The organism is Planococcus sp. VCh962 (assembly GCF_057748275.1).
In genome coordinates, this window is record NZ_JBYLHS010000001.1 from 224,535 (window position 1) to 246,103 (window position 21,569).

General features: G+C 43.8%; 36 protein-coding genes. 31 read left to right on the forward strand and 5 right to left on the reverse strand.

The genetic code is table 11. The features are described from left to right. Positions 1-370: 370 nt before the first annotated feature. From rimM to sucD, 8 genes are all read left to right on the forward strand, one after another. Complete coding sequence (rimM, locus tag AC3AQ9_RS01090; RefSeq protein WP_488305615.1) at positions 371-889, forward strand: ribosome maturation factor RimM; 519 nt, start codon at positions 371-373, stop codon at positions 887-889. Continuing rightward, positions 886-1,614 carry a tRNA (guanosine(37)-N1)-methyltransferase TrmD gene (trmD, locus tag AC3AQ9_RS01095; RefSeq protein WP_488305616.1) on the forward strand — a complete coding sequence of 243 codons (729 nt, stop codon included), beginning with the start codon at positions 886-888 and terminating at the stop codon, positions 1,612-1,614. Before rimM ends, trmD begins: the two co-directional genes overlap by 4 nt. 133 nt (positions 1,615-1,747) lie before the next feature. Beyond that, positions 1,748-2,092 carry a 50S ribosomal protein L19 gene (rplS, locus tag AC3AQ9_RS01100; protein ID WP_488305617.1) on the forward strand — a complete coding sequence of 115 codons (345 nt, stop codon included), beginning with the start codon at positions 1,748-1,750 and terminating at the stop codon, positions 2,090-2,092. A 300-nt stretch (positions 2,093-2,392) separates the two neighbouring features. Next, the gene (lepB, locus tag AC3AQ9_RS01105; protein WP_300989613.1) at positions 2,393-2,950 is read left to right on the forward strand and encodes a signal peptidase I; all 558 of its coding nucleotides are present in this window, start codon (positions 2,393-2,395) and stop codon (positions 2,948-2,950) included. A gap of 11 nt (positions 2,951-2,961) precedes the next feature. Further along, positions 2,962-3,825, forward strand: coding sequence for a ribosome biogenesis GTPase YlqF (gene ylqF, locus AC3AQ9_RS01110; RefSeq protein WP_488305618.1), 864 nt, complete (start codon positions 2,962-2,964; stop codon positions 3,823-3,825). Positions 3,826-3,898: 73 nt separating this feature from the next. Further along, on the forward strand, positions 3,899-4,675 hold the full coding sequence (gene rnhB / locus AC3AQ9_RS01115) for a ribonuclease HII (RefSeq protein WP_488305619.1): 777 nt from the start codon (positions 3,899-3,901) through the stop codon (positions 4,673-4,675). Positions 4,676-4,811: 136 nt separating this feature from the next. Next, positions 4,812-5,972: an ADP-forming succinate--CoA ligase subunit beta gene (sucC, locus tag AC3AQ9_RS01120; RefSeq protein ID WP_488305620.1), complete on the forward strand. Its 1,161-nt coding sequence runs from the start codon at positions 4,812-4,814 to the stop codon at positions 5,970-5,972. 18 nt (positions 5,973-5,990) lie between these two features. Then, positions 5,991-6,893, forward strand: coding sequence for a succinate--CoA ligase subunit alpha (gene sucD / locus AC3AQ9_RS01125; RefSeq protein ID WP_488305621.1), 903 nt, complete (start codon positions 5,991-5,993; stop codon positions 6,891-6,893). An 89-nt stretch (positions 6,894-6,982) separates the two neighbouring features. Here sucD and AC3AQ9_RS01130 read toward each other — a convergent pair whose 3' ends face one another. The 5 genes from AC3AQ9_RS01130 to AC3AQ9_RS01150 all read right to left on the reverse strand — a co-directional run bounded on the left by AC3AQ9_RS01130 (position 6,983) and on the right by AC3AQ9_RS01150 (position 10,324). After that, complete coding sequence (locus AC3AQ9_RS01130; protein WP_488305622.1) at positions 6,983-8,176, reverse strand: tyrosine-type recombinase/integrase; 1,194 nt, start codon at positions 8,174-8,176, stop codon at positions 6,983-6,985. Positions 8,177-8,280: 104 nt separating this feature from the next. After that, the gene (locus AC3AQ9_RS01135) at positions 8,281-8,469 is read right to left on the reverse strand and encodes a hypothetical protein (RefSeq protein WP_488305623.1); all 189 of its coding nucleotides are present in this window, start codon (positions 8,467-8,469) and stop codon (positions 8,281-8,283) included. A gap of 15 nt (positions 8,470-8,484) precedes the next feature. Further along, positions 8,485-8,946, reverse strand: a complete 462-nt coding sequence (locus AC3AQ9_RS01140; RefSeq protein ID WP_488305624.1) for an ImmA/IrrE family metallo-endopeptidase — start codon at positions 8,944-8,946, stop codon at positions 8,485-8,487. A gap of 69 nt (positions 8,947-9,015) precedes the next feature. Next, the gene (locus tag AC3AQ9_RS01145) at positions 9,016-9,666 is read right to left on the reverse strand and encodes a DUF3862 domain-containing protein (RefSeq protein WP_488305625.1); all 651 of its coding nucleotides are present in this window, start codon (positions 9,664-9,666) and stop codon (positions 9,016-9,018) included. 91 nt (positions 9,667-9,757) lie between these two features. Beyond that, positions 9,758-10,324, reverse strand: coding sequence for a helix-turn-helix domain-containing protein (locus tag AC3AQ9_RS01150; protein ID WP_488305626.1), 567 nt, complete (start codon positions 10,322-10,324; stop codon positions 9,758-9,760). Between the two features lie 175 nt (positions 10,325-10,499). On the opposite strand from AC3AQ9_RS01150, the gene AC3AQ9_RS01155 reads away from it, so the two are divergent. From AC3AQ9_RS01155 to AC3AQ9_RS01265, 23 genes are all read left to right on the forward strand, one after another. Then, complete coding sequence (locus AC3AQ9_RS01155) at positions 10,500-10,754, forward strand: helix-turn-helix transcriptional regulator (protein ID WP_488305627.1); 255 nt, start codon at positions 10,500-10,502, stop codon at positions 10,752-10,754. Positions 10,755-10,900: 146 nt separating this feature from the next. After that, on the forward strand, positions 10,901-11,671 hold the full coding sequence (locus AC3AQ9_RS01160; protein WP_488305628.1) for a phage antirepressor: 771 nt from the start codon (positions 10,901-10,903) through the stop codon (positions 11,669-11,671). A gap of 27 nt (positions 11,672-11,698) precedes the next feature. Next, positions 11,699-11,878 (forward strand): hypothetical protein, encoded by a 180-nt coding sequence (locus AC3AQ9_RS01165; protein WP_488305629.1) that lies wholly within the window; start codon positions 11,699-11,701, stop codon positions 11,876-11,878. A 56-nt stretch (positions 11,879-11,934) separates the two neighbouring features. Next, positions 11,935-12,240 (forward strand): DNA-binding protein, encoded by a 306-nt coding sequence (locus AC3AQ9_RS01170; protein WP_488305630.1) that lies wholly within the window; start codon positions 11,935-11,937, stop codon positions 12,238-12,240. An 88-nt stretch (positions 12,241-12,328) separates the two neighbouring features. Then, the gene (locus tag AC3AQ9_RS01175) at positions 12,329-12,841 is read left to right on the forward strand and encodes a helix-turn-helix domain-containing protein (protein WP_488305631.1); all 513 of its coding nucleotides are present in this window, start codon (positions 12,329-12,331) and stop codon (positions 12,839-12,841) included. A gap of 402 nt (positions 12,842-13,243) precedes the next feature. Further along, positions 13,244-13,456, forward strand: a complete 213-nt coding sequence (locus AC3AQ9_RS01180) for a hypothetical protein (RefSeq protein WP_488305632.1) — start codon at positions 13,244-13,246, stop codon at positions 13,454-13,456. Position 13,457: 1 nt separating this feature from the next. After that, positions 13,458-13,817 (forward strand): YqaI family protein, encoded by a 360-nt coding sequence (locus tag AC3AQ9_RS01185; RefSeq protein WP_488305633.1) that lies wholly within the window; start codon positions 13,458-13,460, stop codon positions 13,815-13,817. Positions 13,818-13,853: 36 nt separating this feature from the next. Next, the gene (locus AC3AQ9_RS01190; protein ID WP_488305634.1) at positions 13,854-14,666 is read left to right on the forward strand and encodes a DNA adenine methylase; all 813 of its coding nucleotides are present in this window, start codon (positions 13,854-13,856) and stop codon (positions 14,664-14,666) included. Between the two features lie 32 nt (positions 14,667-14,698). Continuing rightward, positions 14,699-14,899, forward strand: coding sequence for a hypothetical protein (locus AC3AQ9_RS01195; RefSeq protein WP_488305635.1), 201 nt, complete (start codon positions 14,699-14,701; stop codon positions 14,897-14,899). Positions 14,900-15,006: 107 nt separating this feature from the next. Then, positions 15,007-15,927: a hypothetical protein gene (locus AC3AQ9_RS01200; protein WP_488305636.1), complete on the forward strand. Its 921-nt coding sequence runs from the start codon at positions 15,007-15,009 to the stop codon at positions 15,925-15,927. After that, positions 15,875-16,681 (forward strand): PD-(D/E)XK nuclease-like domain-containing protein, encoded by an 807-nt coding sequence (locus AC3AQ9_RS01205; RefSeq protein WP_488305637.1) that lies wholly within the window; start codon positions 15,875-15,877, stop codon positions 16,679-16,681. The genes AC3AQ9_RS01200 and AC3AQ9_RS01205 overlap by 53 nt, the downstream gene beginning before the upstream one ends. A gap of 59 nt (positions 16,682-16,740) precedes the next feature. After that, positions 16,741-17,589: a DnaD domain-containing protein gene (locus AC3AQ9_RS01210; protein ID WP_488305638.1), complete on the forward strand. Its 849-nt coding sequence runs from the start codon at positions 16,741-16,743 to the stop codon at positions 17,587-17,589. 11 nt (positions 17,590-17,600) lie between these two features. Further along, on the forward strand, positions 17,601-18,419 hold the full coding sequence (locus AC3AQ9_RS01215; protein ID WP_488305639.1) for an ATP-binding protein: 819 nt from the start codon (positions 17,601-17,603) through the stop codon (positions 18,417-18,419). A gap of 1 nt (position 18,420) precedes the next feature. Next, entirely contained in the window at positions 18,421-18,612 is a 192-nt protein-coding gene (locus AC3AQ9_RS01220) for a hypothetical protein (protein WP_488305640.1), read from the forward strand. Further along, on the forward strand, positions 18,609-19,058 hold the full coding sequence (locus AC3AQ9_RS01225) for a YopX family phage-derived protein (RefSeq protein WP_488305641.1): 450 nt from the start codon (positions 18,609-18,611) through the stop codon (positions 19,056-19,058). Before AC3AQ9_RS01220 ends, AC3AQ9_RS01225 begins: the two co-directional genes overlap by 4 nt. 167 nt (positions 19,059-19,225) lie before the next feature. Continuing rightward, entirely contained in the window at positions 19,226-19,402 is a 177-nt protein-coding gene (locus AC3AQ9_RS01230; protein WP_488305642.1) for a hypothetical protein, read from the forward strand. A 166-nt stretch (positions 19,403-19,568) separates the two neighbouring features. Then, complete coding sequence (locus AC3AQ9_RS01235) at positions 19,569-19,865, forward strand: hypothetical protein (RefSeq protein ID WP_488305643.1); 297 nt, start codon at positions 19,569-19,571, stop codon at positions 19,863-19,865. Then, a complete protein-coding gene (locus AC3AQ9_RS01240; RefSeq protein WP_488305644.1) occupies positions 19,865-20,053 on the forward strand; it encodes a hypothetical protein in 189 nt (62 codons plus the stop codon). Before AC3AQ9_RS01235 ends, AC3AQ9_RS01240 begins: the two co-directional genes overlap by 1 nt. Before the next feature lie 39 nt (positions 20,054-20,092). Beyond that, the gene (locus AC3AQ9_RS01245; RefSeq protein ID WP_488305645.1) at positions 20,093-20,395 is read left to right on the forward strand and encodes a hypothetical protein; all 303 of its coding nucleotides are present in this window, start codon (positions 20,093-20,095) and stop codon (positions 20,393-20,395) included. A 204-nt stretch (positions 20,396-20,599) separates the two neighbouring features. After that, positions 20,600-20,890, forward strand: coding sequence for a hypothetical protein (locus tag AC3AQ9_RS01250; RefSeq protein ID WP_488305646.1), 291 nt, complete (start codon positions 20,600-20,602; stop codon positions 20,888-20,890). Further along, positions 20,823-21,155, forward strand: coding sequence for a hypothetical protein (locus AC3AQ9_RS01255; RefSeq protein ID WP_488305647.1), 333 nt, complete (start codon positions 20,823-20,825; stop codon positions 21,153-21,155). The genes AC3AQ9_RS01250 and AC3AQ9_RS01255 overlap by 68 nt, the downstream gene beginning before the upstream one ends. Further along, positions 21,152-21,430, forward strand: a complete 279-nt coding sequence (locus AC3AQ9_RS01260; protein WP_488305648.1) for a MazG-like family protein — start codon at positions 21,152-21,154, stop codon at positions 21,428-21,430. Before AC3AQ9_RS01255 ends, AC3AQ9_RS01260 begins: the two co-directional genes overlap by 4 nt. Beyond that, positions 21,427-21,558 carry a hypothetical protein gene (locus tag AC3AQ9_RS01265; protein ID WP_488305649.1) on the forward strand — a complete coding sequence of 44 codons (132 nt, stop codon included), beginning with the start codon at positions 21,427-21,429 and terminating at the stop codon, positions 21,556-21,558. Before AC3AQ9_RS01260 ends, AC3AQ9_RS01265 begins: the two co-directional genes overlap by 4 nt. Positions 21,559-21,569 lie beyond the last annotated feature (11 nt).

Genomic DNA, 21,569 nt, shown 5'->3' on the forward strand with positions numbered 1-21,569 from the left:
TGAAATCTATATAAGACGAATCAACAAATGATTCTTTACCACGCCGCTTCGGTCGCTTTGGGCAGGACTCCCGCCATGAGCCGAGAAAAACATTCGTCTCATAGCTCCGTCTCGCCCGTGGACGCGCCTACGCTGGATAAGTTTTCTATAAAAGAGATGATCATTAAGATAGTTTTTGATGGTTGCTCACTTAGATATGGAGCCAAACAGCGGAGAAAACCGTACTGACTCTGTCTCTGCATCTCTGTGCGCTTCGTCGCAAAGACTTAGTCTCGTAGGCCTCAGCCAATGTCTTGCCTGCGGAATACCCACAGATAAAGATTATTTCAATTTATTTAGTTTAAACAGAAAGTGGAAGGGTGTTTTATGAGTGGAATGGTTTAATGTAGGAAAAATCGTTAATACTCACGGAATCCGAGGAGAGGTCCGGGTTTTATCGCGTACTGATTTTCCGGAAGAACGCTTTGCTGTCGGCATGAAACTCGGTCTCTTTAAACCCGAGGCCAAAAAACCGATCATGGTGAAAATCGCCAGTCATCGCCAGCATAAGAATTTTGAATTGCTGACGTTTGAAGGCTATCCGAATATCAATGATGTAGTGGAATTCAAAGATTCCTATTTGCGCATTGCGGAGCATGATTTAACGGAATTGGAAGACCATGCCTATTATCATCACGAAATTTTGGGCTGTACTGTTTTCTCAACTGAAGGCCATGAAATTGGCACCATCACAGAGATTTTAGAGACAGGCGCAAATGATGTCTGGGAAGTTTCTCCGAAAACCGGGAAAAAGCATTACATTCCTTATATCGAAGATGTAGTTAAAGAAATTGATGTAGATGAAAAGAAAGTCGTCATAGAAGTGCTGGAAGGTTTGTTGAACGAATGAATATAAACGTCCTATCTTTATTTCCGACCATGTTCGAGGGAATCTTCAATCAATCAATCATGAAAAAGGCTCAAGAAAAAAATGCGGTTACGTTGAGTGTTACGGATATCCGGCAGTTTGCCGATAACAAACGCCAAGTGGATGATTACCCATTTGGCGGTGGAGCCGGCATGGTACTAAAACCGGAACCGATTTTCAATGCAGTTGAATCGCTCTCTCAAAGCAAAAAATCCCGGATTATCCTGATGTGTCCACAAGGGGAACGCTTTACCCAGAAAAAAGCGGAAGAGCTCGCCCAGGAAGAAGAATTGATTTTCATCTGCGGCCATTACGAAGGCTATGATGAACGGATTCGGGAGCATTTGGTGACAGACGAAATTTCTATTGGAGATTTTGTGTTGACCGGAGGCGAACTGGCAGCGATGACTATTATCGATAGTGTCGTCAGACTTCTTCCAGGGGTGCTGGGCAATGCCGACTCACCGGTCCAAGACTCTTTCTCGACCGGCTTGTTGGAACACCCTCAGTACACCCGTCCTGCGGATTTCAGAGGATGGACCGTTCCGGCAGTTTTGACATCCGGCAATCATGCCAAAGTCGATCAATGGCGGGAAGAGCAAGCGCTGAAACGCACATTGGACCGCAGACCGGATTTGCTTGAAGAGCTTGAGTTGACTAAGGCACAGCAGAAAATTTTAAATGAATTGAAAAAACAAAAACGATAAACAGAATGACTCTTGCGCAACAGATTGTTTAGTGGTACTATGGAGTCTGTACTTTTATGTGAAGTACAGGATCACGGTGTTCCGCTGCAACAGCCTTTGTGTGCAAGAGCATCTGTAGAAGGAGAGAAAAAACATGCAAAACATTATTGCAGACATTACTAAAGAACAACTACGTACAGATCACCCAGATTTCCGTCCGGGAGACACTGTTCGTGTACACGTGAAAGTTGTCGAGGGAACTCGCGAACGTATTCAGGTATACGAAGGAGTAGTAATTGGACGCCGTGGAGGCGGAATCAGTGAATCATTCACTGTCCGTAAAATCTCTTATGGTGTTGGTGTTGAGCGTACATTCCCTGTACACACACCAAAAATTGCACAACTTGATGTTGTTCGTCGCGGTAAAGTACGTCGTGCGAAATTGTATTACTTGCGTAACCTACGCGGTAAAGCAGCACGCATCAAAGAAATTCGATAAGATTGCACTGATGAAAGAGGGCGGAATCCGCCCTCTTTCTTTTTGCTTTGTCTTCACTGAATTTAAGGGATTGTAGTCCATTCAAAGCTTTTTTAAAATGTAAGGGCCTTAAACGAAAGGCAACTGTTCAATTGTTTCAGTGCGTGAAAAAGAGGGGAAAGAGCTGTTGGTTTTGCCGAACGTGGGCTGTATTTAAGCTCGCAGGCGCATAATCCGATCGGCTTAAGGACTTTCGCTTTTCTTTGCTAAAAGCGTACAATCCTTGTACAATTAAATCAGAAAGTTTAGGGAGGAACACGCATGGAACCTGAAGTGAAGAAAAAAAATGAAGTATGGGAATGGTCTAAAGCTTTATTGATTGCATTTGGGCTTGCTGCAATAATACGATTTTTCTTTTTCACACCGATTGTTGTAGATGGAGAATCCATGATGCCGACTTTAGAACACGGGGATCGGATGATCGTCAACAAAATTGGCTATACTGTTGGGGATCCTGAGCGATTTGATATTATCGTTTTTCATGCTCCTGAAGAAAAGGATTATATTAAGCGAGTAATTGGACTACCCGGAGATCATGTCGCTTATGAAGATGATCAGCTTTATATAAACGGTGAAGCGGTAGAAGAACCTTATTTGGATTCTTATAAAGAAGGCATTACCGGTACATTAACTGAAGATTTTACATTAGAGGATATCACCAATAAAAGCACAATTCCGGAAGGATATGTTTTTGTAATGGGGGATAATCGAAGAGCAAGCAAAGACAGCCGCCATATCGGCATCGTGCCTATGGAAGAAGTCATCGGCAGCACGAATTTTGTGTTCTGGCCGATGGCTGAAGCGGGAGTCGTTAACTAAGGAGTGTTTTTATGACGATACAATGGTTTCCAGGGCATATGGCAAAAGCAAGAAGAGAAGTTACGGAAAAGCTGAAATTAGTGGATATTATTTTCGAACTTGTGGATGCCCGGTTACCTTTATCTTCACGAAATCCGATGATTGATCAAGTGATTCAGCAAAAACCACGTTTGATTATTTTAAACAAAATGGATATGGCAGATGAAGTTGAAACCAAAAAGTGGATTCGTTATTTTGAGGATCAAGGAACCCGTGCAGTTGCAATCAACTCCCTTGAAGGGAAAGGACTGCAATTAGTAACGAAAACATCAAAAGAAATCTTAGCTGAAAAATGGGGTCGCATGGTAGCCAAAGGGATTAAACCCCGGGCTATCCGTGCCATGATTGTTGGGATACCGAATGTCGGTAAGTCTACTCTCATCAACCGGCTATCCAAAAAAAGTTTAGCGAAAACAGGGAATATGCCCGGCGTGACAAAAGCGCAACAATGGATTAAAGTGGGCAAGGAAATAGAGCTTTTGGATACTCCTGGAATTCTCTGGCCAAAGTTTGAAGACCCGGAAATCGGTTTGAAGCTGGCCGTTACAGGAGCGATAAAAGATTCGGTAATCCAGATGCAGGAATTGGCGATTTATGCGCTGAAATTTCTTGAAGAGCGATATCCGGAACGGTTAAAAGAGCGCTATGGCATTGATGGAGTGGACGAGGAAATTGTCAATACATTCAATGCCATTGCCAAAAAACGGAGTTTTATTTCAGCAGGTGGAGAAGTGGATTATGAAATGACTGCTGAAGCCATCGTCCGTGATATCCGCAACCAATATCTTGGCCGGATTACATTCGATTACCACGACGAAATGATTGTTGAGGAATGAAATGCAATCAGAAAGGCTGGCTCAAGCAATTGAGCCAGCCTTTTTTTCATACAAAAAAGAAAGAGTTGAAGGCATGAAAACAATCAAAGAAGTAAAAGAAAGATTAGCGGAGGCTGCAGATTGGGAACCGTGGATGGAAGAGCTGCAGCAAGATCCAAGAAAAAATGTCCAGGCAGCTTTGGCTGGCTGGCATCGCAAAAAAAGCCAACATGAAAAACTCGTTTCTGCGCACAAACAAAAAGTGGATTTTGATCAACTATTTAAAAAAAATAAAGATGAGTTAGTCTGTGGAGTCGATGAAGCGGGAAGAGGTCCACTTGCTGGGCCGGTTGTCACAGCAGCTGTTATCCTGCCTGAAGATTGTTCGGCCCTCATTGGCCTGGACGATTCAAAAAAGTTGCCGAAAGCGAAACGGGATTATTTTGCTTTGCTGATAAAAGAAATAGCCGTCAGTTACGCTGTACATATTCAACCACCTGAAGAAATTGATGCACTCAACATTTACCAGGCTACTAAACTGTCGATGGCAAAGGCGGTCTTACAATTAAATCCTGGACCCGATATTGTTCTTGCCGATGCTATGAAACTGGAGGTAGGCAGGCAGAGTGAATCGATAATCAAAGGGGATGCCAAGAGCTTGAGCATTGCCGCGGCTTCTATTCTGGCAAAGACTGGCCGTGACGCGATCATGGAAGCTTATGCAGTCGAATATCCGGTTTACGGATTTGAAAAACACGCTGGATATGGAACAAAAGAGCATGTTGCAGCTTTGCAGAAATTCGGTCCATGCCCCATTCATCGGAAAACATTCGAACCCGTAAAGTCCTTGCTGCAAGACAAGTTATTCTGAGAAGGGCCTGTCCGAGACGTCAGAAAATTTGAAGTTTTTTGCAGTATAACCGACAACTGTGGACTTTTGAAGGCATCTTTAATACAATGATAAAGGCACTACATAAAGATATAGATGTTTGATTGGAGGATGACAGATGAATATCCATGAATATCAGGGAAAACAAATCCTTAAACAATATGGAGTAGCAGTTCCTGAAGGCCATGTAGCTTTTTCTCCGGAAGAAGCAGTGAAAGCCGCTAAAGAACTAGGTACTGATGTTGTTGTGGTAAAAGCCCAAATCCACGCAGGTGGCCGCGGTAAGGCAGGCGGAGTCAAGCTTGCTAAAAACTTGGATGAAGTGCGCGCAATTGCTAAAGAATTGCTTGGCAAAGTGCTTGTTACTCATCAGACAGGTCCTGAAGGAAAAGAAGTGAAACGCTTGTATGTTGAAGCGGGAAGCGACATCCAGAAGGAATATTACTTAGGATTGGTTCTTGACCGTGAAACTTCTCGTGTAACTCTTATGGGTTCTGAAGAAGGCGGAATGGACATCGAGGAAGTAGCAGCAAACAATCCGGAGCGCCTTTTCTATGAAGAAATCGACCCGGTTGTCGGCTTAACTGGCTTCCAAGCGCGCCGTATGGCATTCAACATGAACATCCCAGCTAAACTTGTCAACAAAGCAGCTAAATTGATGCTTGGCCTTTACCAGGCTTATGTTGATACAGATGCAGCTATCGTTGAAATCAACCCACTAGTAGTGACTGGAGACAACCAAGTAGTAGCATTGGATGCGAAATTCAATTTCGATGCTAACGCTTTATACCGTCACCAGAACATTATGGAAATGCGTGATTATGACGAAGAAGATGCAAAAGAAATTGAAGCTTCAAAATATGACTTGAGCTATATCTCCCTAGATGGAAATATCGGCTGTATGGTTAACGGTGCCGGACTTGCAATGGCAACTATGGATACCATCAACTATTACGGCGGAACACCCGCTAACTTCCTTGACGTTGGGGGCGGTGCCACTGCTGAGAAAGTAACGGAAGCTTTCAAGATCATTCTTTCTGACAAGAATGTAAAAGGAATTTTCGTTAACATTTTCGGCGGTATCATGAAGTGCGATATCATTGCAGAAGGCGTAATCCAAGCAGCGAAAGAAGTTAGCTTGAACGTGCCTCTAGTCGTGCGTCTTGAAGGTACGAACGTAGAATTGGGCAAAAAACTGCTGAACGAATCAGGTCTTGATATTGTCGCAGCCGGTACGATGGCTGATGGCGCTAAAAAGATTGTAGAACTTGTAGGCTAAAGAAGGGCAGGGACAAAAATGAGTGTATATATTAACAAAGACACAAAAGTGCTTGTACAAGGAATTACAGGGTCAACTGCCCTTTTCCATACAAAGCAAATGCTCGAATACGGAACTAAAATCGTTGCTGGGGTAACTCCTGGCAAGGGCGGCACTGAAGTTGAAGGCGTACCTGTATTCAATACAGTTGAAGACGCTGTGAAAGCTACAGGAGCTAACGTATCGGTAATTTATGTACCAGCTCCTTTCGCAGCAGATGCAATTCTTGAAGCGGTCGATGCTGATCTTGATATGGCTATCTGCATCACTGAACATATTCCGGTATTGGATATGGTAAAAGTGAAGCGCTACATGGAAGGCAAGAAAACTCGCCTGGTCGGACCAAACTGTCCAGGAGTTATCACACCTGACGAATGTAAAATTGGCATCATGCCTGGCTATATCCATAAAAAAGGACATGTCGGCGTAGTTTCACGTTCTGGTACTTTGACGTATGAAGCGACTCACCAATTGTCTGAAGAAGGCATTGGCCAGTCAACTGCAGTTGGTATCGGTGGAGATCCGGTTAACGGAACAAACTTCATCGATGTGCTAAAAGCTTTCAACGAAGATGAAGACACATATGCGGTTGTCATGATCGGTGAAATTGGAGGAACTGCTGAAGAAGAAGCAGCTCAATGGATCCAGGAAAACATGACAAAACCGGTTGTCGGCTTTATCGGAGGACAAACAGCTCCAGAAGGAAAACGTATGGGCCATGCCGGTGCGATCATTTCTGGTGGTAAAGGTACGGCTGCAGATAAGATCAAAGCAATGAATGCTGCTGGAATCGAAGTTGCAGAAACACCTTCAGTTATCGGTGAGACTTTAATCCGAGTAATCAGAGAAAAAGGCTTGTACGATCAGTGTAAAACACATTAATCGATAAAATAGGCTCGAAACGTTGGTACATCAACGTTTCGGGTTTTTTTATTTGCGCAAAAACCGTCCACTCGCACATAATTCGCACATCACATGCCGGAATAGGCCCGGAAGATCTTCCCGTACTGATGGCTGAGCAATTCCGCCGCCTCTTTTTTCTTCCGGTTGGAAATGTGGGTGTAAATGTTTCGGGTGGTCTGCGCGTTGACATGGCCGACCCGTTCCATGATGACGTGCAGCTCCACACCGGCCTCCGTCAGCATCGTGACGTGGGTGTGGCGTAAAATGTGCGGCCCTTCGATTTTGTCGAGTCCTGCCAGCTTGCAGAGGCGCAGGGAACGCCGGTAAATAAATGGTGGCGCATAAGGGTAGCCGTCCTCCGGGCGCGTGAAGACAAAGTTCTGGTCGTGATAATTCCCGGCACCTAGCTGGTACTTCAGCCGGTGTTCGGCCTGTTTGCGTTTGACCTGTTTGAGCATCGTGAGAATGTCGTCGTCAATGTCGATGGTCCGCACGGAGTCGGTGGTCTTCGGCGGCGTCACTTCATAGGATTTGTAGCCCTTGATGCTTTCTATCGTCTTGGTAATGCGCAGCTTCTTTTCCTCGAAGTCGATATCGCTCCATTTCAAGGCGCACATCTCGCCCGCCCGCATGCCGGTGAACGCCAAGAGCAGAAACCATTCCCGATCATGTGGCAAGCCGTGTTGATCAGCCGCTGCCAGAAACTGCTCGAGCTCATGGCTCTCAAAGAACTTTTCGTTCAACTCTTCGTTTTCGATTTCCTCGACGGTCTGCCGTTTCTTAGGAATGACCGTATGGGTGACGGGATTATCCGAACGCAGTTTCAGTTTTATGGCATGCTGGAAGACGAAATGCGCCGTCACTTTGGCATGGGCCATGGTGGATTTCGATTTCTTTTTTCGAAAAAGGTCGGTCAACACATCCTGGATGGCCTGGTGCGTGATGCGGCCGATGGCCAAATGGCCAATGTAGCCGTTTAAAAGGTTAAGGGAAGACGCCCGGCTCACGAGCGTATTGTTCTTCACGCCGGTCAGCTTATAGGCCTCCATCCATTCTTGTGCGACTTCATGGAACGTGATGTGGTTCGCTGTCTTGCTGTCGATGCCGCTGCTTAGCGCTTCAATGGCTTCGGTCACTTTCCGCTGGGCAACGGTCTTTTTCTTCGATTGTCTTCGAACGGGGTTCCGTTCATTGGTGAGGGGATCCCTCGGCCCCTCTTGATAACACTCCCAGACCCCGCTGGGCAACTTCCTGCATTTCATGACATTTCCTCCTCCGGTTCACCATACCTCGGCAATGGATGCCTGCTGGTACAGTTTGATGTAGCCGTGGCAGCAACTGGTCGTTTTTTCATTGTACAGGCGGCTCAGTGGTACATCTTCGGTGTGACGCTTGCGGAATCCAATCGGTTCCCGAATGCGTCGCTATATTCTTTGACTTCGCCGACCAGTTCTCCTTTTATCCGCCGGATCTTCCCGAAGACCGGATACACGCCGGGCTGTTCTTTTTGCTGATTGGCCAATTCGCTGATCGGTATGTATTGTTGGTTTTTCATTTTCCTTCCTCGCTTTCATCCATAGAATAAATACTTCAGGTAACGATGCAATCGCTTTTCCGCAAACTCCCATTCCACATTGAACGTCTCTTGGATCAGCAGGATGGCATCCCGTTCATGGAACGGCAATTCGAGGCGGTGAAGCATAAAAGAGGGGATGCAGGCATATTGTGCAAAATTATTTGATGTGTTCTCCTGATACACCTGATAAGGCATCGGCATGGTGATTTGATTTCCACAATGCCAAAGCGCATGGCACAATTCATGGCCGAAATCCTGCCATTGTGCTTGTTCGGATATCCGACTGTCCAGAACGATGGCATTTCGGACATTCATGGATTCGGCAGGGCTGTAGAAGACGCCGATGCCATTTCGGGCAGCGATTTCCTCGAGATTGAGTTGATGTGGGTGGTAGATGCCGATAGCTCGGTACATGTTATCTACGTAATCTTCGGTCGTGGTGAATGTATAAGCCATGAGAGCACTCCTTTATGGAACGTATGTTCTTTTTAGTTTAAAAGAAAAGCCCAATTAAGGGCATGTTCTTTATTCTAATCCAAATTGAGATTTGGTATCTAATTTATCACCTTGGAACATCAATGTAACACTAGAACCAAGACCCGTGCCAGGATAAGAATACATCACTGTGTAGAACTCAGTTCCTGGATCACCCGTTTCGGAAAGGATTTCTCCTTTACCTCCGACAATCGCTTCCACTTCTTCAAGCGTCATGCCAGTTGAAAGTTGGTTAAATTGCTCCAAACTTACTTCAGGGCTTTCAGTATCCGATACACCCATTTGTGATTTGCTCATCATTTTATTGTTTTGGAACATGATGTTAGCAGAAGACATGAAGCCGTCTGTTTCCCATTCATACATCGCTGTATGGAACTCGGTTCCTTTGTCGCCAGACTCAGACATCACTTGACCTTCTGAACCGATGATTGCCACAACTTCCTCGTATGTCATGCCACTTTTAATCTGATCAAATTTCTCTGATGTTAATACGCCTTCTTTTGCCGGTTCTTTTGCCGGCTCCTCTGCAGCTGGTGTAGTTTCGGCAGGAGCTGAATCTGTAGGCGCTTTCTCTGTGGTTTCAGTTGTCGAATCCGTACCGCTAAAAGCGACGGCAGCTACGATTACCAAGACAATTAGTCCAATAATCCCAAGACAACCAAATTTAAATAACTTCTTCATGTAAATTGACCCCCATACTTAATAATGTCTTTCTAGTAAATAATAACAAATAATACACAAAAAAATACCTTTTTCGAGAAATTTTAAATAATTATTTGTCTTTTTTCTTTTTCTCTCTCTGTTTCATGACTTTATCGACCTCGTAAGCAATTTCCAAACGTTCCATCATATCCAGGACATTATTGCTTTTGTTCTTAAAGAAGAGGGCATTTTCATTAATGGCCCATTCTAATACTTCTTTTTGATATGACGATAAAATTTCAAGCTCTTCCGCAGTAATATCTACGCCTTTTGAACGGAACGTCTCAAGGTACTCAGTTGGATCACTGTCCTTAGCGTCCATATCTGTCATATATATTTCGCTGCTTTGATTTTCATATCTTCGGATATATTCTCCAGCTAGCTCAATACCTTTGCGACTACCATTCTTATCTTCGCTCACAGATTCTATTTCATTAATATTATTTATTCTACCTAGTAAATAGTCCGTAGAGACATCAAAATAATCGGCTATTTTAATAAGCATTTCAAATGAAGGCTCGCTATTGTCATTTTCATATTTCGAATAGCCCTGCCTGGTTATACCTAAATATTTGGCCATATCTTCTTGGGATAGCCTTTTATTTTTTCTTAAGCGTTTAAGGTTTGTTGAAAACATTGTTATCACCCGATTCATAAAGAATACTTTTATTATACAGCAACAATTTGTTGCATAATAAACAAATTACAATATGCAATTAAAAGTTGCGAAAAAGAAATTAAATAAAGTTATTGACGCAACCAATTGTTGCTGTTAACATTACTTTATAAGCAACTATAGGTTGCGTTTGGAGGTGAAAAGATTGGAAGTAAAGGATTTAAAAAAACTTCTAGTACAACGAAGAAATGAATTAGGATTTTCTCATCAGGATGTAGCAGATCTATCAGGAGCTAATATTTCACGACAATTTTACGGAATGATAGAAAATGGTGAAAGAAGACCGTCACCAGAAGTTGCAATGAAGATTGGGAAACTCTTAGAAATAGAGTGGACGATTTTTTTTGAAGTGAAAGGCAACGATAAGTTGCAAAAGCGAGTCGCGGTCTAAGGAAGGGGAGGATTAAGCAACCAAGCGGTGCTCAATCCAAAGCGGCACCCCTTTCAAATCTACTGTAAATATAATCTAAAAAATTATCTCTATAGAATTTTATAGCTGTAAATTATTGAAAATAATTTTTTTAAGGAGGAAAAGCCTTGAATCAAATCACAAAAATTTTTGATGGCAGCAAATTGCGGATTGTAGAAAAGAATGATGAACCGTGGTTCGCATTGACGGACGTTTGCAAAATACTTGAAATCAATAATGTAGCCAACGTACGAGCCAGGTTAGAAGATGGGGTCGTTACCATGGATACCATCCCTGACTCATTAGGAAGAATGCAAACAGCTTCTTTAGTAAGTGAGGACGGTCTTTACGATGTCATTTTGGACAGTCGTAAACCTGAAGCCAAGAAATTTAGAAAGTGGATTACTAGTGAAGTCATTCCTTCCATTCGCAAGCACGGCGCATACATGTCACCTGACACATTACAACAAGCAATCGCAAACCCTGACTTCACCATTGGCTTACTAACCAATCTAAAAGAAGAACAGGAAAAACGCAAGGTAGCCGAAACTAAATTGGAGCATCAGCGGCCGAAAGTTCTTTTCGCAGAATCAGTGGAAGCGAGTGAATCTTCTATTCTGATCCGTGAGCTTGCAGTGATCTTGAAACAGAACGGCATCAATACTGGCGAGAAACGGTTGTTTGAATGGTTAAGGGATAACGGGTATCTCGTTAAGCGCTTTGGAAGTGACCGGAATACACCTACTCAAAGAAGTATGAATATGGGGCTGTTCGAAATTAAGGAGACGCCAATCAACCATAACAGCGGCGTGATCACCGTTAATAAAACAACGAAAGTTACTGGTAAGGGCCAGGTGTACTTCATCAACAAACTTTTGTCTGGTCAACAAGCAATCTGAACAGTGGATGGAAAAGGAGGAATAGTAGTGGCTAAACAAAAAAAGATGGAAGTTTTTAAATTTAGTATTACCAATCGAAATCCGAAAGAAGCTGCTGAACAAGTCGCGGAAGCTATGAAGGCAGTTCAGGAATATGGATACGAAAAAATTGATGTGAAAGTTTCGGTTAAAACAATGAAAGACGTCGAATCGTGGGATTTAGTCTGATAACTGTTCGACCAAAAAGAAGAGGGCGCGAGGGACGCCCAGGAGGAGTGATGAAGATGGAACAAAACATTCTAATTACAATGTCCGTTGAGGATTTACGGAACATTGTTAAAGAGGAGATTACGAAGGCTGTTGCACAAACGGAACCGAAGAGGGATTTGCCGCACTTTCTGACAAGGGAAGAAACGAAAGAGCTGCTGAGAATCAGTGAGTCGAAGATGTGTCAGTTAATTGGACGTCCAGACTTTCCAGTATGCCGGGAGTTCGGAGTCAAAATCTATACAGATGAATTATTTAACTGGATCCGTGCCAACGCTACTTGGCTAGAGAAGAAATCCAATTACTTTCGCTCTGTAAGTTAAGTATAAAACATACGACCACTGTTTTTGGTACACACAACGCCGATTTTACAGCCAAATGTGAACGGCTCGGGAGAAAGGGAGAGGAAATGTGAAAAAGACAAACTTGCTACAAGCAGCCAGGGAAATGAGGGGCAATCAAACGCAACTGCAATTTGCTATGGAACACCACGTTGCTCGGGAATCGGTCTCGAAATACGAAAACGGCCAGAGAGAAATTCCGCCAGATGTGGCACTCAGCATGATGAAGCGCAGGGAAAACCCTCGCTTCGCAATCGCCATACGAAACGAATACACGAAAACCGGCCCAGTCTGGCTGAACGGTCCAGACGTGGATTTGCACAGATCGAGTGTGAAAGAAAAAACAATCGAAGAAATTGAAGAAATGATGATAGCACTGAAGGAATTCAGTTTTGCAAAGCCGTTGAAGAGTTTATCAAGTTGGGAGAAGCCACAGCTCGAAAACCTGTTGGAAGAAGCTGTAGAAGCCATCACAGCGATTGAACATCTGGTGGCAGTCGTTTGCGAGGAAGCAGATATCGGTTACTTGGAAACTTGGGAGAAGCATTACACCCAGTTGAGAGCGAAAGGATGGTTGCAGTGATTGAAGTCGGAGAATTTCTACACAGTTGGGTTGCAGCAGGAATGTTCGCATTCATTATGTTCTTGGTCGGTACGCAAGTCGGTAGTTCTAAAAATGAACATAAAAAAAGCAACTGATGGTCCAGATCAGCTGCCAAACAATTAAGTATGTTAACTCAAGTATATCGAGAGCCTTGGCTCTCGTCAATAAGTCCAGGGAAGTCGGTCTGGTAAGCCGCGTGTAATTCCTCCTCCTGGGCTTATTGATGGGATTCAATCCATCGGAAAGGAGTGGTGTATGTGTCAAAACGTAAACAAAGAGCTTTTCACAAGCTCCAGAAACTCACTCAACAAACATTACACGCAACGTTAGCAACAGCATCTGGAATCATCCGGAAGGGCTGAAACGAAAGGAAGTGAACACATGAAAAAAGCAACAATCGAAGTAGACGGTATTGAATATCCAGTCAGCTCGGCCAGTTGGAATGAGGATGGCAGTTTGCACTCTGTGGCCTTTCGCAAAGGCATCCAACTTGAAACAGCATTCAACCCAAGCAGTTGGGAGAAAGAGGGCTATCAAGAACACGGCGTTTATTATCTGGAGTTAAAAAAGAGAGTGAAATGGGAGGAGTCATAAAATGCGCGAAATTGAAGCGATGCCGGAATACCAAGACACCAAAGCGATGGAGCAGCGCTTGAACAATCTTTCTCATCATGCAGCAGCTCGTATCGTCAGCAACGTCATCAACCAAGTTTACTGGCACGGACCCGTTACAGCGGAATGGCTGGAGAAGGAATTCGATGACCAGGAGCAACTGGAAGGCCGGAACATTTACGCAGCAGATGACCATCCCATCGAGGACATGTTCGGTTCGGAAATTCAGACCGGAGATAAATGGTTTGAGGATCCTGCGGGTCGAATCGTTTTGAACGAGAATGTGGCTGAGTATTTGCAGGAAGTGGCCAAGGTTCCTTGTTATCGGTCGGCTAAATCGTAGTTGATGGTTTAGCGGAAATAGAAAGCAGGTGAGAATATGAAGCGGATTTTGAATTACGTTGGTTCTAAGTGGAATATGGCCAGCTGGATAGTAAGTCAAATGCCTGAACATGAAATATACCTAGAACCGTTTTTCGGTAGTGGTGCAGTGCTGTTTAATAAAACAGCTGCCCGGATAGAAACAGTAAATGACTTAGATGGCAATATTGTAAATCTATTTAAAGTAATTCGTGAATCTCCCGAAGAACTGGCCAAAGCAATTCAGTTCACCCCTTACTCACGAGAAGAATATTTACAGACGTTCGATGCATTGAAAACCGAATTGACGGAATTAGAAAGAGCGAGAGTGTTTTTGATTAGATGTTGGATGGCTCGGGGTGGGAAGACCTCTGATAGAACCGGATGGCGCCACAACATAGACACTGTAACCATCAATGCAATACCGGACTGGAACGGTCTTCCGGCAACCATATTAGAAGCGACTGGCAGATTGAAGCAAGTCCAGATTGAAAATCAAGATGCTGTTACTTTGATTGAACGGTATAACCGGGAAGATTGCTTGATATACGCAGATCCGCCATATGTTTTGGAAACTCGAACTAAAAGACATTACGCCTATGAAATGAAGAATTCGCAGCATGAAACCTTACTGAATGGATTGGTGAAGCATAAAGGCTTTGTCATGTTGAGTGGATATGAAAGCGATCTTTATAACGACATATTAAAAGATTGGTCTAAGGTAACGAAAACGAGCACAACTGAAGCAGCTACATCAAAAGAGGAAGTGCTATGGCTTAATCCTCAGATTATGGAGAGTCATAAACAGATGAATATTTTTGATGTAATTTAAATCGGTCTGTTCGCCCAAAAGGAGTGATAACCATGAACAACCAAGCCACCTACTGCCACGACTGCGGCATCTTCATCCAGAATGAACTGCTGGGCTTCTCCGGGCAATGTGACGACTGCCATGAAGAAGAGTTGATCCGGGCAGTAGAAGAAAATGTATGGCCGGATGGCGTCACCTTTAACGACTGGCAGGATATTAGACGGAAGTATTCGGAGCCAGAAATCCGGGCATGAAAAAAGCCAGCTATGCGACTAGCTGACCGGTTTCTCTTCCACTGTGGTAGAGGAATGAAAATAAAAACTTATAGTGCTAGTTTAGCACAGAAAATGGAGGAATTTCAATGAGCGAACTATCAATGCAATTTCAGAACCAACAACAGGGCGGCGTTTTAGCCCAGGCATCAGCTTCTCGTGAAATGGAAGAAGTGAAGGGCGCCATCTTCTTGGCCAAGCAATTTCCACGGAACGTTTACCAAGCTGAGCAACGCATCTTAGATAACTGCAAACGTCCAGCTTTAGCAGCTGTAGCTGCGTATCAATATCCGCGTGGTGGAACGAAAGTAACCGGTCCATCCATTCGACTTGCGGAAGTCTTGGCTCAAAACTGGGGGAATCTTTCATTCGGCGTTAAAGAACTGGAGCAAAAGAATGGCGAATCGATTGCTATGGCTTATGCCTGGGACTTGGAAACAAACACACGGCAAGAAAAAGTATTCACGGTTAAACATTCTCGGAAAACAAAGACTGGTATGCAAATTCTTGACGATCCGCGTGACATTTACGAATTAGTAGCAAATAACGGTTCTCGTCGAGTGCGAGCTTGTATCCTTGGAATCATCCCAGGAGACATAGTAGACAAGGCCTTGGAAGAGTGCGAAAAAACATTGCGCGGAAATAATAAGGGACCGTTAAAAGACCGCATAGCAAAAGCACTGAACGCTTTCAAAGAACAGTATCGGGTCACGCAGGAAATGATTGAGGACAAATTCGGTTATAACGCAGATTCTTTTACTGAACATGACTTTGTCGAACTGATTAACATCTTCAATTCCATTAAAGACGGTTTGAGTAAACCGGAAGACTGGTTCGATAAGAGTGCTGGCAAAGACAAGAAAAGCGACCTTGCTCAGTCTTTCGAAAAGAAGGATGAAAAACCGAAGAAGCCAAGCATCAAGGACTTGGATCCATCGAAAGCTGAGGTGAAGCCAGATGGTAACCCAGCAGACGTTTCACCTGACCAGCCAGAATTACCACTCGGCTGATGCCAATCGGCAGTATTTCTCGGTTTCCCAGTTCAAGCAGCTTAATTCCTGTTCAGACAAAGCAATGGCGGTCCTAAACGGCGAGTATGCCGAAAAGGACTCCAGCGCCTTGCTGGTCGGCTCTTACACTCATGCTGCATTCGACAGTGAAGAAGAGTTTTCAAAGCTCATTGAAGAGAATCATGGCGTGATTTTCAATCGAAAAGGTGATAAGTATTCTGCCTTTGCCATGGCGGATGACATGATTCAGACCATCAAAGACGATCCATTCGCTATGTTTGCCATGGACGGAGAGAAAGAACAAATCTTCACCGCTGAATTGTTCGGGGTCCCTTGGAAAATCAAAGTGGATTCCATCAATCACGCACGAAAGACCTTCACAGATTTAAAGACAACTCAGAGCCTTTCTAAGCGCACTTGGAGCACGAAGTATGAGATGTATGTTTCCTTCGTTGAAGCATGGGATTACGTCTTGCAGATGGCAATTTATCGCAAAGTGATCGAGTTGAATACCGGCTTTGCGTATAACCCGTACATTGTGGCCGTAACGAAAGAAGATCCGCCTGATAAAGCCGTGATCCATTTTGATGCCGACCGATTCCAGTTTGAAATCGACTTCGTGGAATCAGTAATGGAAAGACTAATCAGCATCAAGAATGGTGAAACGCCTCCAAGCAGATGCGACCGTTGCGATTACTGTAGAAGCACGAAAAAGCTATCAAACACGATTGAAATGGGCATGCTACTAGATTAGATAAAGGGGATTGAGGGATCCCCTTTCTTTTCTACAGAGAGAATGAGGAGTGACATAGGATGAGCAAGTACAGACAGGTTCAAGTCAGTTTTTGGCAAGATGCATTCGTTCTGGATCTGACACCAGAAGAAAAATATTTCTATATCTACTTGATGACGAATAGCAAATCTTCACAGATTGGTATTTATGAATTGCCAAAGCGAATCATCGAAACAGAAACAGGATATAACCGAGAAACAGTTGAAAAGCTTCTGCAGCGCTTCGTGGATTACGGAAAAATCGAATACCACGAACCGACCAAGGAAATTTACATTAAGAACTGGGCGAAATATAACTGGAACAACAGTCCAAAAGTAGTGGCTAGAGTCCAGTCAGAGTTGAATGAAGTTAAATACGAACCGTTTGCGCAAAAGTACTGGGAAATGGCTCAAAAAATAAAAACCGATAAGGTATCCATACAGTATACAAGGGCTATGGATAGTCCCGAGATACTCAGCCGTAAAGATAACAAGAACAATAACGAGAATGATAAAGAGAATGATAAAGAACAACAAGAAGAAACACCGTATGTTGATGGTGGTTCTCCGGGAATGGCATTTCGATTCTATGAAGACAATATTCATCCATTAACACCGCATGTAGCGGAAGTGATTTCAAAAATGATTGATGAATCATCTGAGGAGTTGGTTCATGAGTCATTTAGGAGAGCCGTTGTTGCCAATGCTGGAAATAAAATTAAATTTGCTGAAGCCATTCTTCGTGCTTGGCAAAATAAACGATTGAAAACTCTTGCTGCAGTATTTGCTGACGATAAAGCGTTCGAAAGAAGCAAGCAGAATCAAAGCCAATCACCTGTCAGAACGCCCGAACAACCAAAATCAGACGATCCATACAATTACGGAGTCTAGGAGGAGAGCCGATGAGCTACAAACAAATGCTTGAGGACTTCCCGGCACCAGTCATATTGAATACCTACGAATGCGAAGGGTGCGGCCATGAAGTCAATGTAACGGAAATGCCCATTGCTGGAGGACCGGACAAAGGAAAGATTGAACGCTTCTACCTTGGCTGCAAGTGCGGCGACCGGATTCTGGCACAGCGGGTCTTGGAGAATGAAAAGAAAGCGAAAATGAACCATTTCCGCAGCCTATTCGATCAAAACTCACTGGTGAATGAGTCGCTCAAAAAAGCGACATTCGACAATTACACGCCGCCATCGCAAGAACTGGCATTTGCAAAAGGACAGCTTCAGCTCTTTGTTCAGAACTTCGACCCAGCGGATCCGCAAAGCTTCTTGCTGCTTGGCACATATGGAACCGGCAAAAGCCATTTATCCTTTGCAACAGCGAAAGAATTACTGGTCAACGGACATTCAGCATTGTTCCTATCGGTTCCAAAATTGATTACGAAAATCAAAGATACATTCGGCGGCAGTTCTAAGTTTTCAGAAGCAGATTTGTTGGATTATATAGCAACTGTTGATGTGCTGATATTGGATGATCTTGGCGCTGAATATACGAATAGAAAACAAGGCGACGACAACTGGGTCTGGACTAAGCTCTTTGAAGTGGTGGACGGACGCTCAGGGAAGTCGACCATCTACACGTCAAACCTTTTACCTGGCGAGCTGGAAGGTAAAGTTGGCACTCGAAATTTCTCCCGGATCATGGATGGTGTAGAGATTGTCAAAATGAACGGTATCGATTATCGCCGGAAGGCATTCCTAGGAGGGAACTAAGATGACCCCAATTGAACAACGCGAATACTTGTTGAAATTATTCATCGCAACGGCTGGCAGCTGGAAAGCAAGCGGATGCCAGGATGAAGCACTGGAAAAGGAATGCGACGACTTGCTGACACAGATCCATCCAATACGGAAAACGGCTTTGGATATCGTTATGCAGCATTTGGAATATGAGGTGGCGGCGTGAGTAGACAAATCAAGTTTCGAGCGTGGGATAACGTAGCGAATGAAATGCATTATGCAGGGGAAGATGTCGATTTGATTTTCCAGCTTGGTAGCGAAGGAATTGAGTGTACTGATATTCGTAGCATTACTTCAGCAGGAGATACTATGAGCGAAATGGAGCACTTGATTTATATGCAATACACAGGCTTAAAGGATAAAAACGGCGTTGAGATTTATGAGGGTGATATTTTAACCTCAGAAGAATATCCATACCAAGACGATGGCGTTTACAACTACCATGGCGTTGTCAAATACGCTGAAGAAATAGCAGCCTTTGTATCTGTAAAACGAGTTGTAAATCCGAAAAAAAGTGGAATATCGGATGGACTGGCTGACTACTTTAAAGATGTAACAACTTTTGAAGTCATCGGCAATATCTACGAGCATCTAGAGCTACTGGAAGGATAAAGCAGAGAGAGCCACCCATCATCTTTATAGTATTTGCCCTTCGCTTTATTTTTTTGAAACTATTTACCAATATTTTCTTTAAATAAGGGTCTGAAAGGAATTTCAAAGCAAGACAAAAGTGAGTAGTTAGAAATGTTTTACGATTTAAATTCTGAGGGGGATGGAACATGGCTGGCAGACACATTCATATTATGTTTTGGATTGAGGAACTAAACGGATATGGGGTCACGTTGGGGCCGAACGGGGAAGCGCTCGACAGTATGGATTATTACGATCTCCGGGCATTCTTGCTGCAGCAGAAGTTGAGAAGGGATTTAGAACCGAAAGCGAGCGCGTGGTTCTGATGAGCAGAGCGAGGGAAGTGCTGTTTTATCGCATGGAAGGCGACCACAAGGTTTGGCAGTTTGGTCGCTTCCGTCCTTCTGGAGTCAAGTGGATGCGCCGGAATGGTTGGCGTGAGATTGAGTGGATGAATGCAGGATGAACCAACAATTCGAGGGGGTTGTTCAAATGGATTACAAAGAAATGAATGGACTGGTAAGAGGCGAACGGATTTCCGTATTTCATGAGGGTGAATGGAAAAAAGGCGTGTTCAATGGTTTTATCAGCGGTGCAGACCCGGCCATGTGGTTCGGCTTTGATGAACGCCAGCAACAGCCAGGCAGCTTGATCTGCACGAAAGTTTATACCGGCTTACAGTTCACGGAGGAATATTGGAATAAAGAGTATCCAGACAAGAAGTTCCGTTGGCTCTCGGAGGAAGAGTTGAATGCAGAGTTGGTCGAGAAGATGGAGGTTGTTCAGTAATGAGAAATGGCATGGAAAATAATTACGACATCGTACTTGCCGCGATTCCGAGTTGGAAACCGACTTATTGGGTTCCGAAATTCGGAGTAGATGCCATCCAGCGAATCGTAAAATGTGATTTGAATGAAGCTGTCAACATCAGAGAGCGACTCGATTATGAGGGCGCTTTGCCGAAAGCGAAATGGTAGTATCGCACTTTTGATGGATAAAGAGAAGGAGGGAAAATGATGAAGGTTTTTAAAATGAATGAGATTGATTGGGTTTGTGCTGAATCTGAAAAAGAAGCAAAACAATATTATCACGAAACTTATGGCGAAAGTTTGGAAGACATTGAAGAAGCTTTTGAAGGTGAAGTGAGCCTTGATGAAACAATGTTTTTAGACATTGACGAACTTTCGGATGAAGAAAAATCTCAACCTCATACGATGAAGGAAGTGGATGGCGACTACTATGTCAAAAAACCATTCTCATGGGTCATTAAAAAATACGAAAATTATAATCCGCACGTAATTGCTTCTACAGAATATTAAACAGTTCGCCCATTATGTGCGGTAAGAAAAGATAAGCCTGGTACTGGTGGTGTCGGTAAGTCTACACCGCCAGACGAAAGACTATCGGTTGAGAAGAAAAGGGAGGAAATCACATGGATCCATTATTCGTCATCACATTTCATGCTCTACTTTTATTCGGCAGCACAGCGATATACGCTGCTACAACAAAGGTCGGTGAGTGAAATGAAAATTCAAGAACGTATTCATCAAGTGGAATTAATGGTTGCTGAGAATCCAACAGCATTATCCATTGCCATACCGACAGCAACATTGGAAATCCTACTGGCACGCTGTCAGGACCGCGAGGAAATAAAAGCATCAGAAACAAAATGGCGAACACGAGCCAATTATTACGAGGAAGCTTATCGATCGGCAAAAGCTCAGTTGAAACGGAAGGTGAAAGAAGATGGCCAAACTATCGTTAGAAGAAAGGCTGGAAGTACTCGACACCATCGACAAGCTGCTGAAGCGTGAAGAAGCTGGAGAAGACGTTGCTGCGGATCTCCTAAAATGCGGAAAAAAGCTAGGAGACGCCGATGAAGTCGGGCGCAAGCCGGGTGTTCGAAGTTATATGCATTACAGCAAAGAGAAGCTTGACGAAGCTAAACGGAATGGAATCAACCGTAAGACCTTCTGGAGCCGCATCACACATTACAAGTGGAGCGAATGGGAAGCAGCGAATATTCCGGCGAGGATGACGCGGAAAAAGTTTTACGAATTGGAGGATCAGCGGGCATGAGTACAAAAACAGAGAAAGATTTAATTGCCAAAGTAAATGTGGACGTTATTGAAGAACGGTACCGCCAAAACAGCAAGTGGGGTCATCAACGTCATTCACTTGGCGACTGGCTCATGATTCTCACGGAAGAAGTTGGAGAAGTAGCTGAAGCAATGCAGAAATCAAAAGGATGGGGCAAGGATACGGACGCCGACAATCTTTATGAGGAATTGATTCATGTAGCTGCAGTCGCTTCTGCAATTGCTGAACAGGTATTAGAGGAGCGAATGAAATGAGTAAGGACGAACGCGAAGGAATGATCGAGACGCTCTCGGTCTTTCTCTTTAAGGATAAAAAGTATTTCGAAAAGATGGATGATCGTGCGCTTTGCGAAGCCTACGACCGAATGATGAAAATAATTTAAGGGGTGAGCCA

Coding starts and splice junctions, on each gene's coding strand:
- trmD (WP_488305616.1), top strand. CDS start 886: ATGAATATAAACGTCCTATCTTTATTTCCGACCATGTTCGAGGGAATC.
- AC3AQ9_RS01130 (WP_488305622.1), bottom strand. CDS start 8,176: ATGAAATGCAGGAAGTTGCCCAGCGGGGTCTGGGAGTGTTATCAAGAG.
- AC3AQ9_RS01265 (WP_488305649.1), top strand. CDS start 21,427: ATGAGTAAGGACGAACGCGAAGGAATGATCGAGACGCTCTCGGTCTTT.
- AC3AQ9_RS01260 (WP_488305648.1), top strand. CDS start 21,152: ATGAGTACAAAAACAGAGAAAGATTTAATTGCCAAAGTAAATGTGGAC.
- AC3AQ9_RS01240 (WP_488305644.1), top strand. CDS start 19,865: ATGAGAAATGGCATGGAAAATAATTACGACATCGTACTTGCCGCGATT.
- sucD (WP_488305621.1), top strand. CDS start 5,991: ATGAGTGTATATATTAACAAAGACACAAAAGTGCTTGTACAAGGAATT.
- lepB (WP_300989613.1), top strand. CDS start 2,393: ATGGAACCTGAAGTGAAGAAAAAAAATGAAGTATGGGAATGGTCTAAA.
- AC3AQ9_RS01190 (WP_488305634.1), top strand. CDS start 13,854: ATGAAGCGGATTTTGAATTACGTTGGTTCTAAGTGGAATATGGCCAGC.
- AC3AQ9_RS01220 (WP_488305640.1), top strand. CDS start 18,421: ATGACCCCAATTGAACAACGCGAATACTTGTTGAAATTATTCATCGCA.
- AC3AQ9_RS01135 (WP_488305623.1), bottom strand. CDS start 8,469: ATGAAAAACCAACAATACATACCGATCAGCGAATTGGCCAATCAGCAA.
- AC3AQ9_RS01170 (WP_488305630.1), top strand. CDS start 11,935: ATGGAACAAAACATTCTAATTACAATGTCCGTTGAGGATTTACGGAAC.
- AC3AQ9_RS01145 (WP_488305625.1), bottom strand. CDS start 9,666: ATGAAGAAGTTATTTAAATTTGGTTGTCTTGGGATTATTGGACTAATT.
- AC3AQ9_RS01210 (WP_488305638.1), top strand. CDS start 16,741: ATGAGCAAGTACAGACAGGTTCAAGTCAGTTTTTGGCAAGATGCATTC.
- AC3AQ9_RS01205 (WP_488305637.1), top strand. CDS start 15,875: ATGGTAACCCAGCAGACGTTTCACCTGACCAGCCAGAATTACCACTCG.
- AC3AQ9_RS01230 (WP_488305642.1), top strand. CDS start 19,226: ATGGCTGGCAGACACATTCATATTATGTTTTGGATTGAGGAACTAAAC.
- AC3AQ9_RS01140 (WP_488305624.1), bottom strand. CDS start 8,946: ATGGCTTATACATTCACCACGACCGAAGATTACGTAGATAACATGTAC.
- AC3AQ9_RS01235 (WP_488305643.1), top strand. CDS start 19,569: ATGGATTACAAAGAAATGAATGGACTGGTAAGAGGCGAACGGATTTCC.
- AC3AQ9_RS01250 (WP_488305646.1), top strand. CDS start 20,600: ATGAAAATTCAAGAACGTATTCATCAAGTGGAATTAATGGTTGCTGAG.
- AC3AQ9_RS01180 (WP_488305632.1), top strand. CDS start 13,244: ATGAAAAAAGCAACAATCGAAGTAGACGGTATTGAATATCCAGTCAGC.
- sucC (WP_488305620.1), top strand. CDS start 4,812: ATGAATATCCATGAATATCAGGGAAAACAAATCCTTAAACAATATGGA.
- AC3AQ9_RS01215 (WP_488305639.1), top strand. CDS start 17,601: ATGAGCTACAAACAAATGCTTGAGGACTTCCCGGCACCAGTCATATTG.
- AC3AQ9_RS01255 (WP_488305647.1), top strand. CDS start 20,823: ATGGCCAAACTATCGTTAGAAGAAAGGCTGGAAGTACTCGACACCATC.
- AC3AQ9_RS01200 (WP_488305636.1), top strand. CDS start 15,007: ATGAGCGAACTATCAATGCAATTTCAGAACCAACAACAGGGCGGCGTT.
- rnhB (WP_488305619.1), top strand. CDS start 3,899: ATGAAAACAATCAAAGAAGTAAAAGAAAGATTAGCGGAGGCTGCAGAT.
- AC3AQ9_RS01185 (WP_488305633.1), top strand. CDS start 13,458: ATGCGCGAAATTGAAGCGATGCCGGAATACCAAGACACCAAAGCGATG.
- AC3AQ9_RS01195 (WP_488305635.1), top strand. CDS start 14,699: ATGAACAACCAAGCCACCTACTGCCACGACTGCGGCATCTTCATCCAG.
- AC3AQ9_RS01150 (WP_488305626.1), bottom strand. CDS start 10,324: ATGTTTTCAACAAACCTTAAACGCTTAAGAAAAAATAAAAGGCTATCC.
- rplS (WP_488305617.1), top strand. CDS start 1,748: ATGCAAAACATTATTGCAGACATTACTAAAGAACAACTACGTACAGAT.
- AC3AQ9_RS01245 (WP_488305645.1), top strand. CDS start 20,093: ATGAAGGTTTTTAAAATGAATGAGATTGATTGGGTTTGTGCTGAATCT.
- ylqF (WP_488305618.1), top strand. CDS start 2,962: ATGACGATACAATGGTTTCCAGGGCATATGGCAAAAGCAAGAAGAGAA.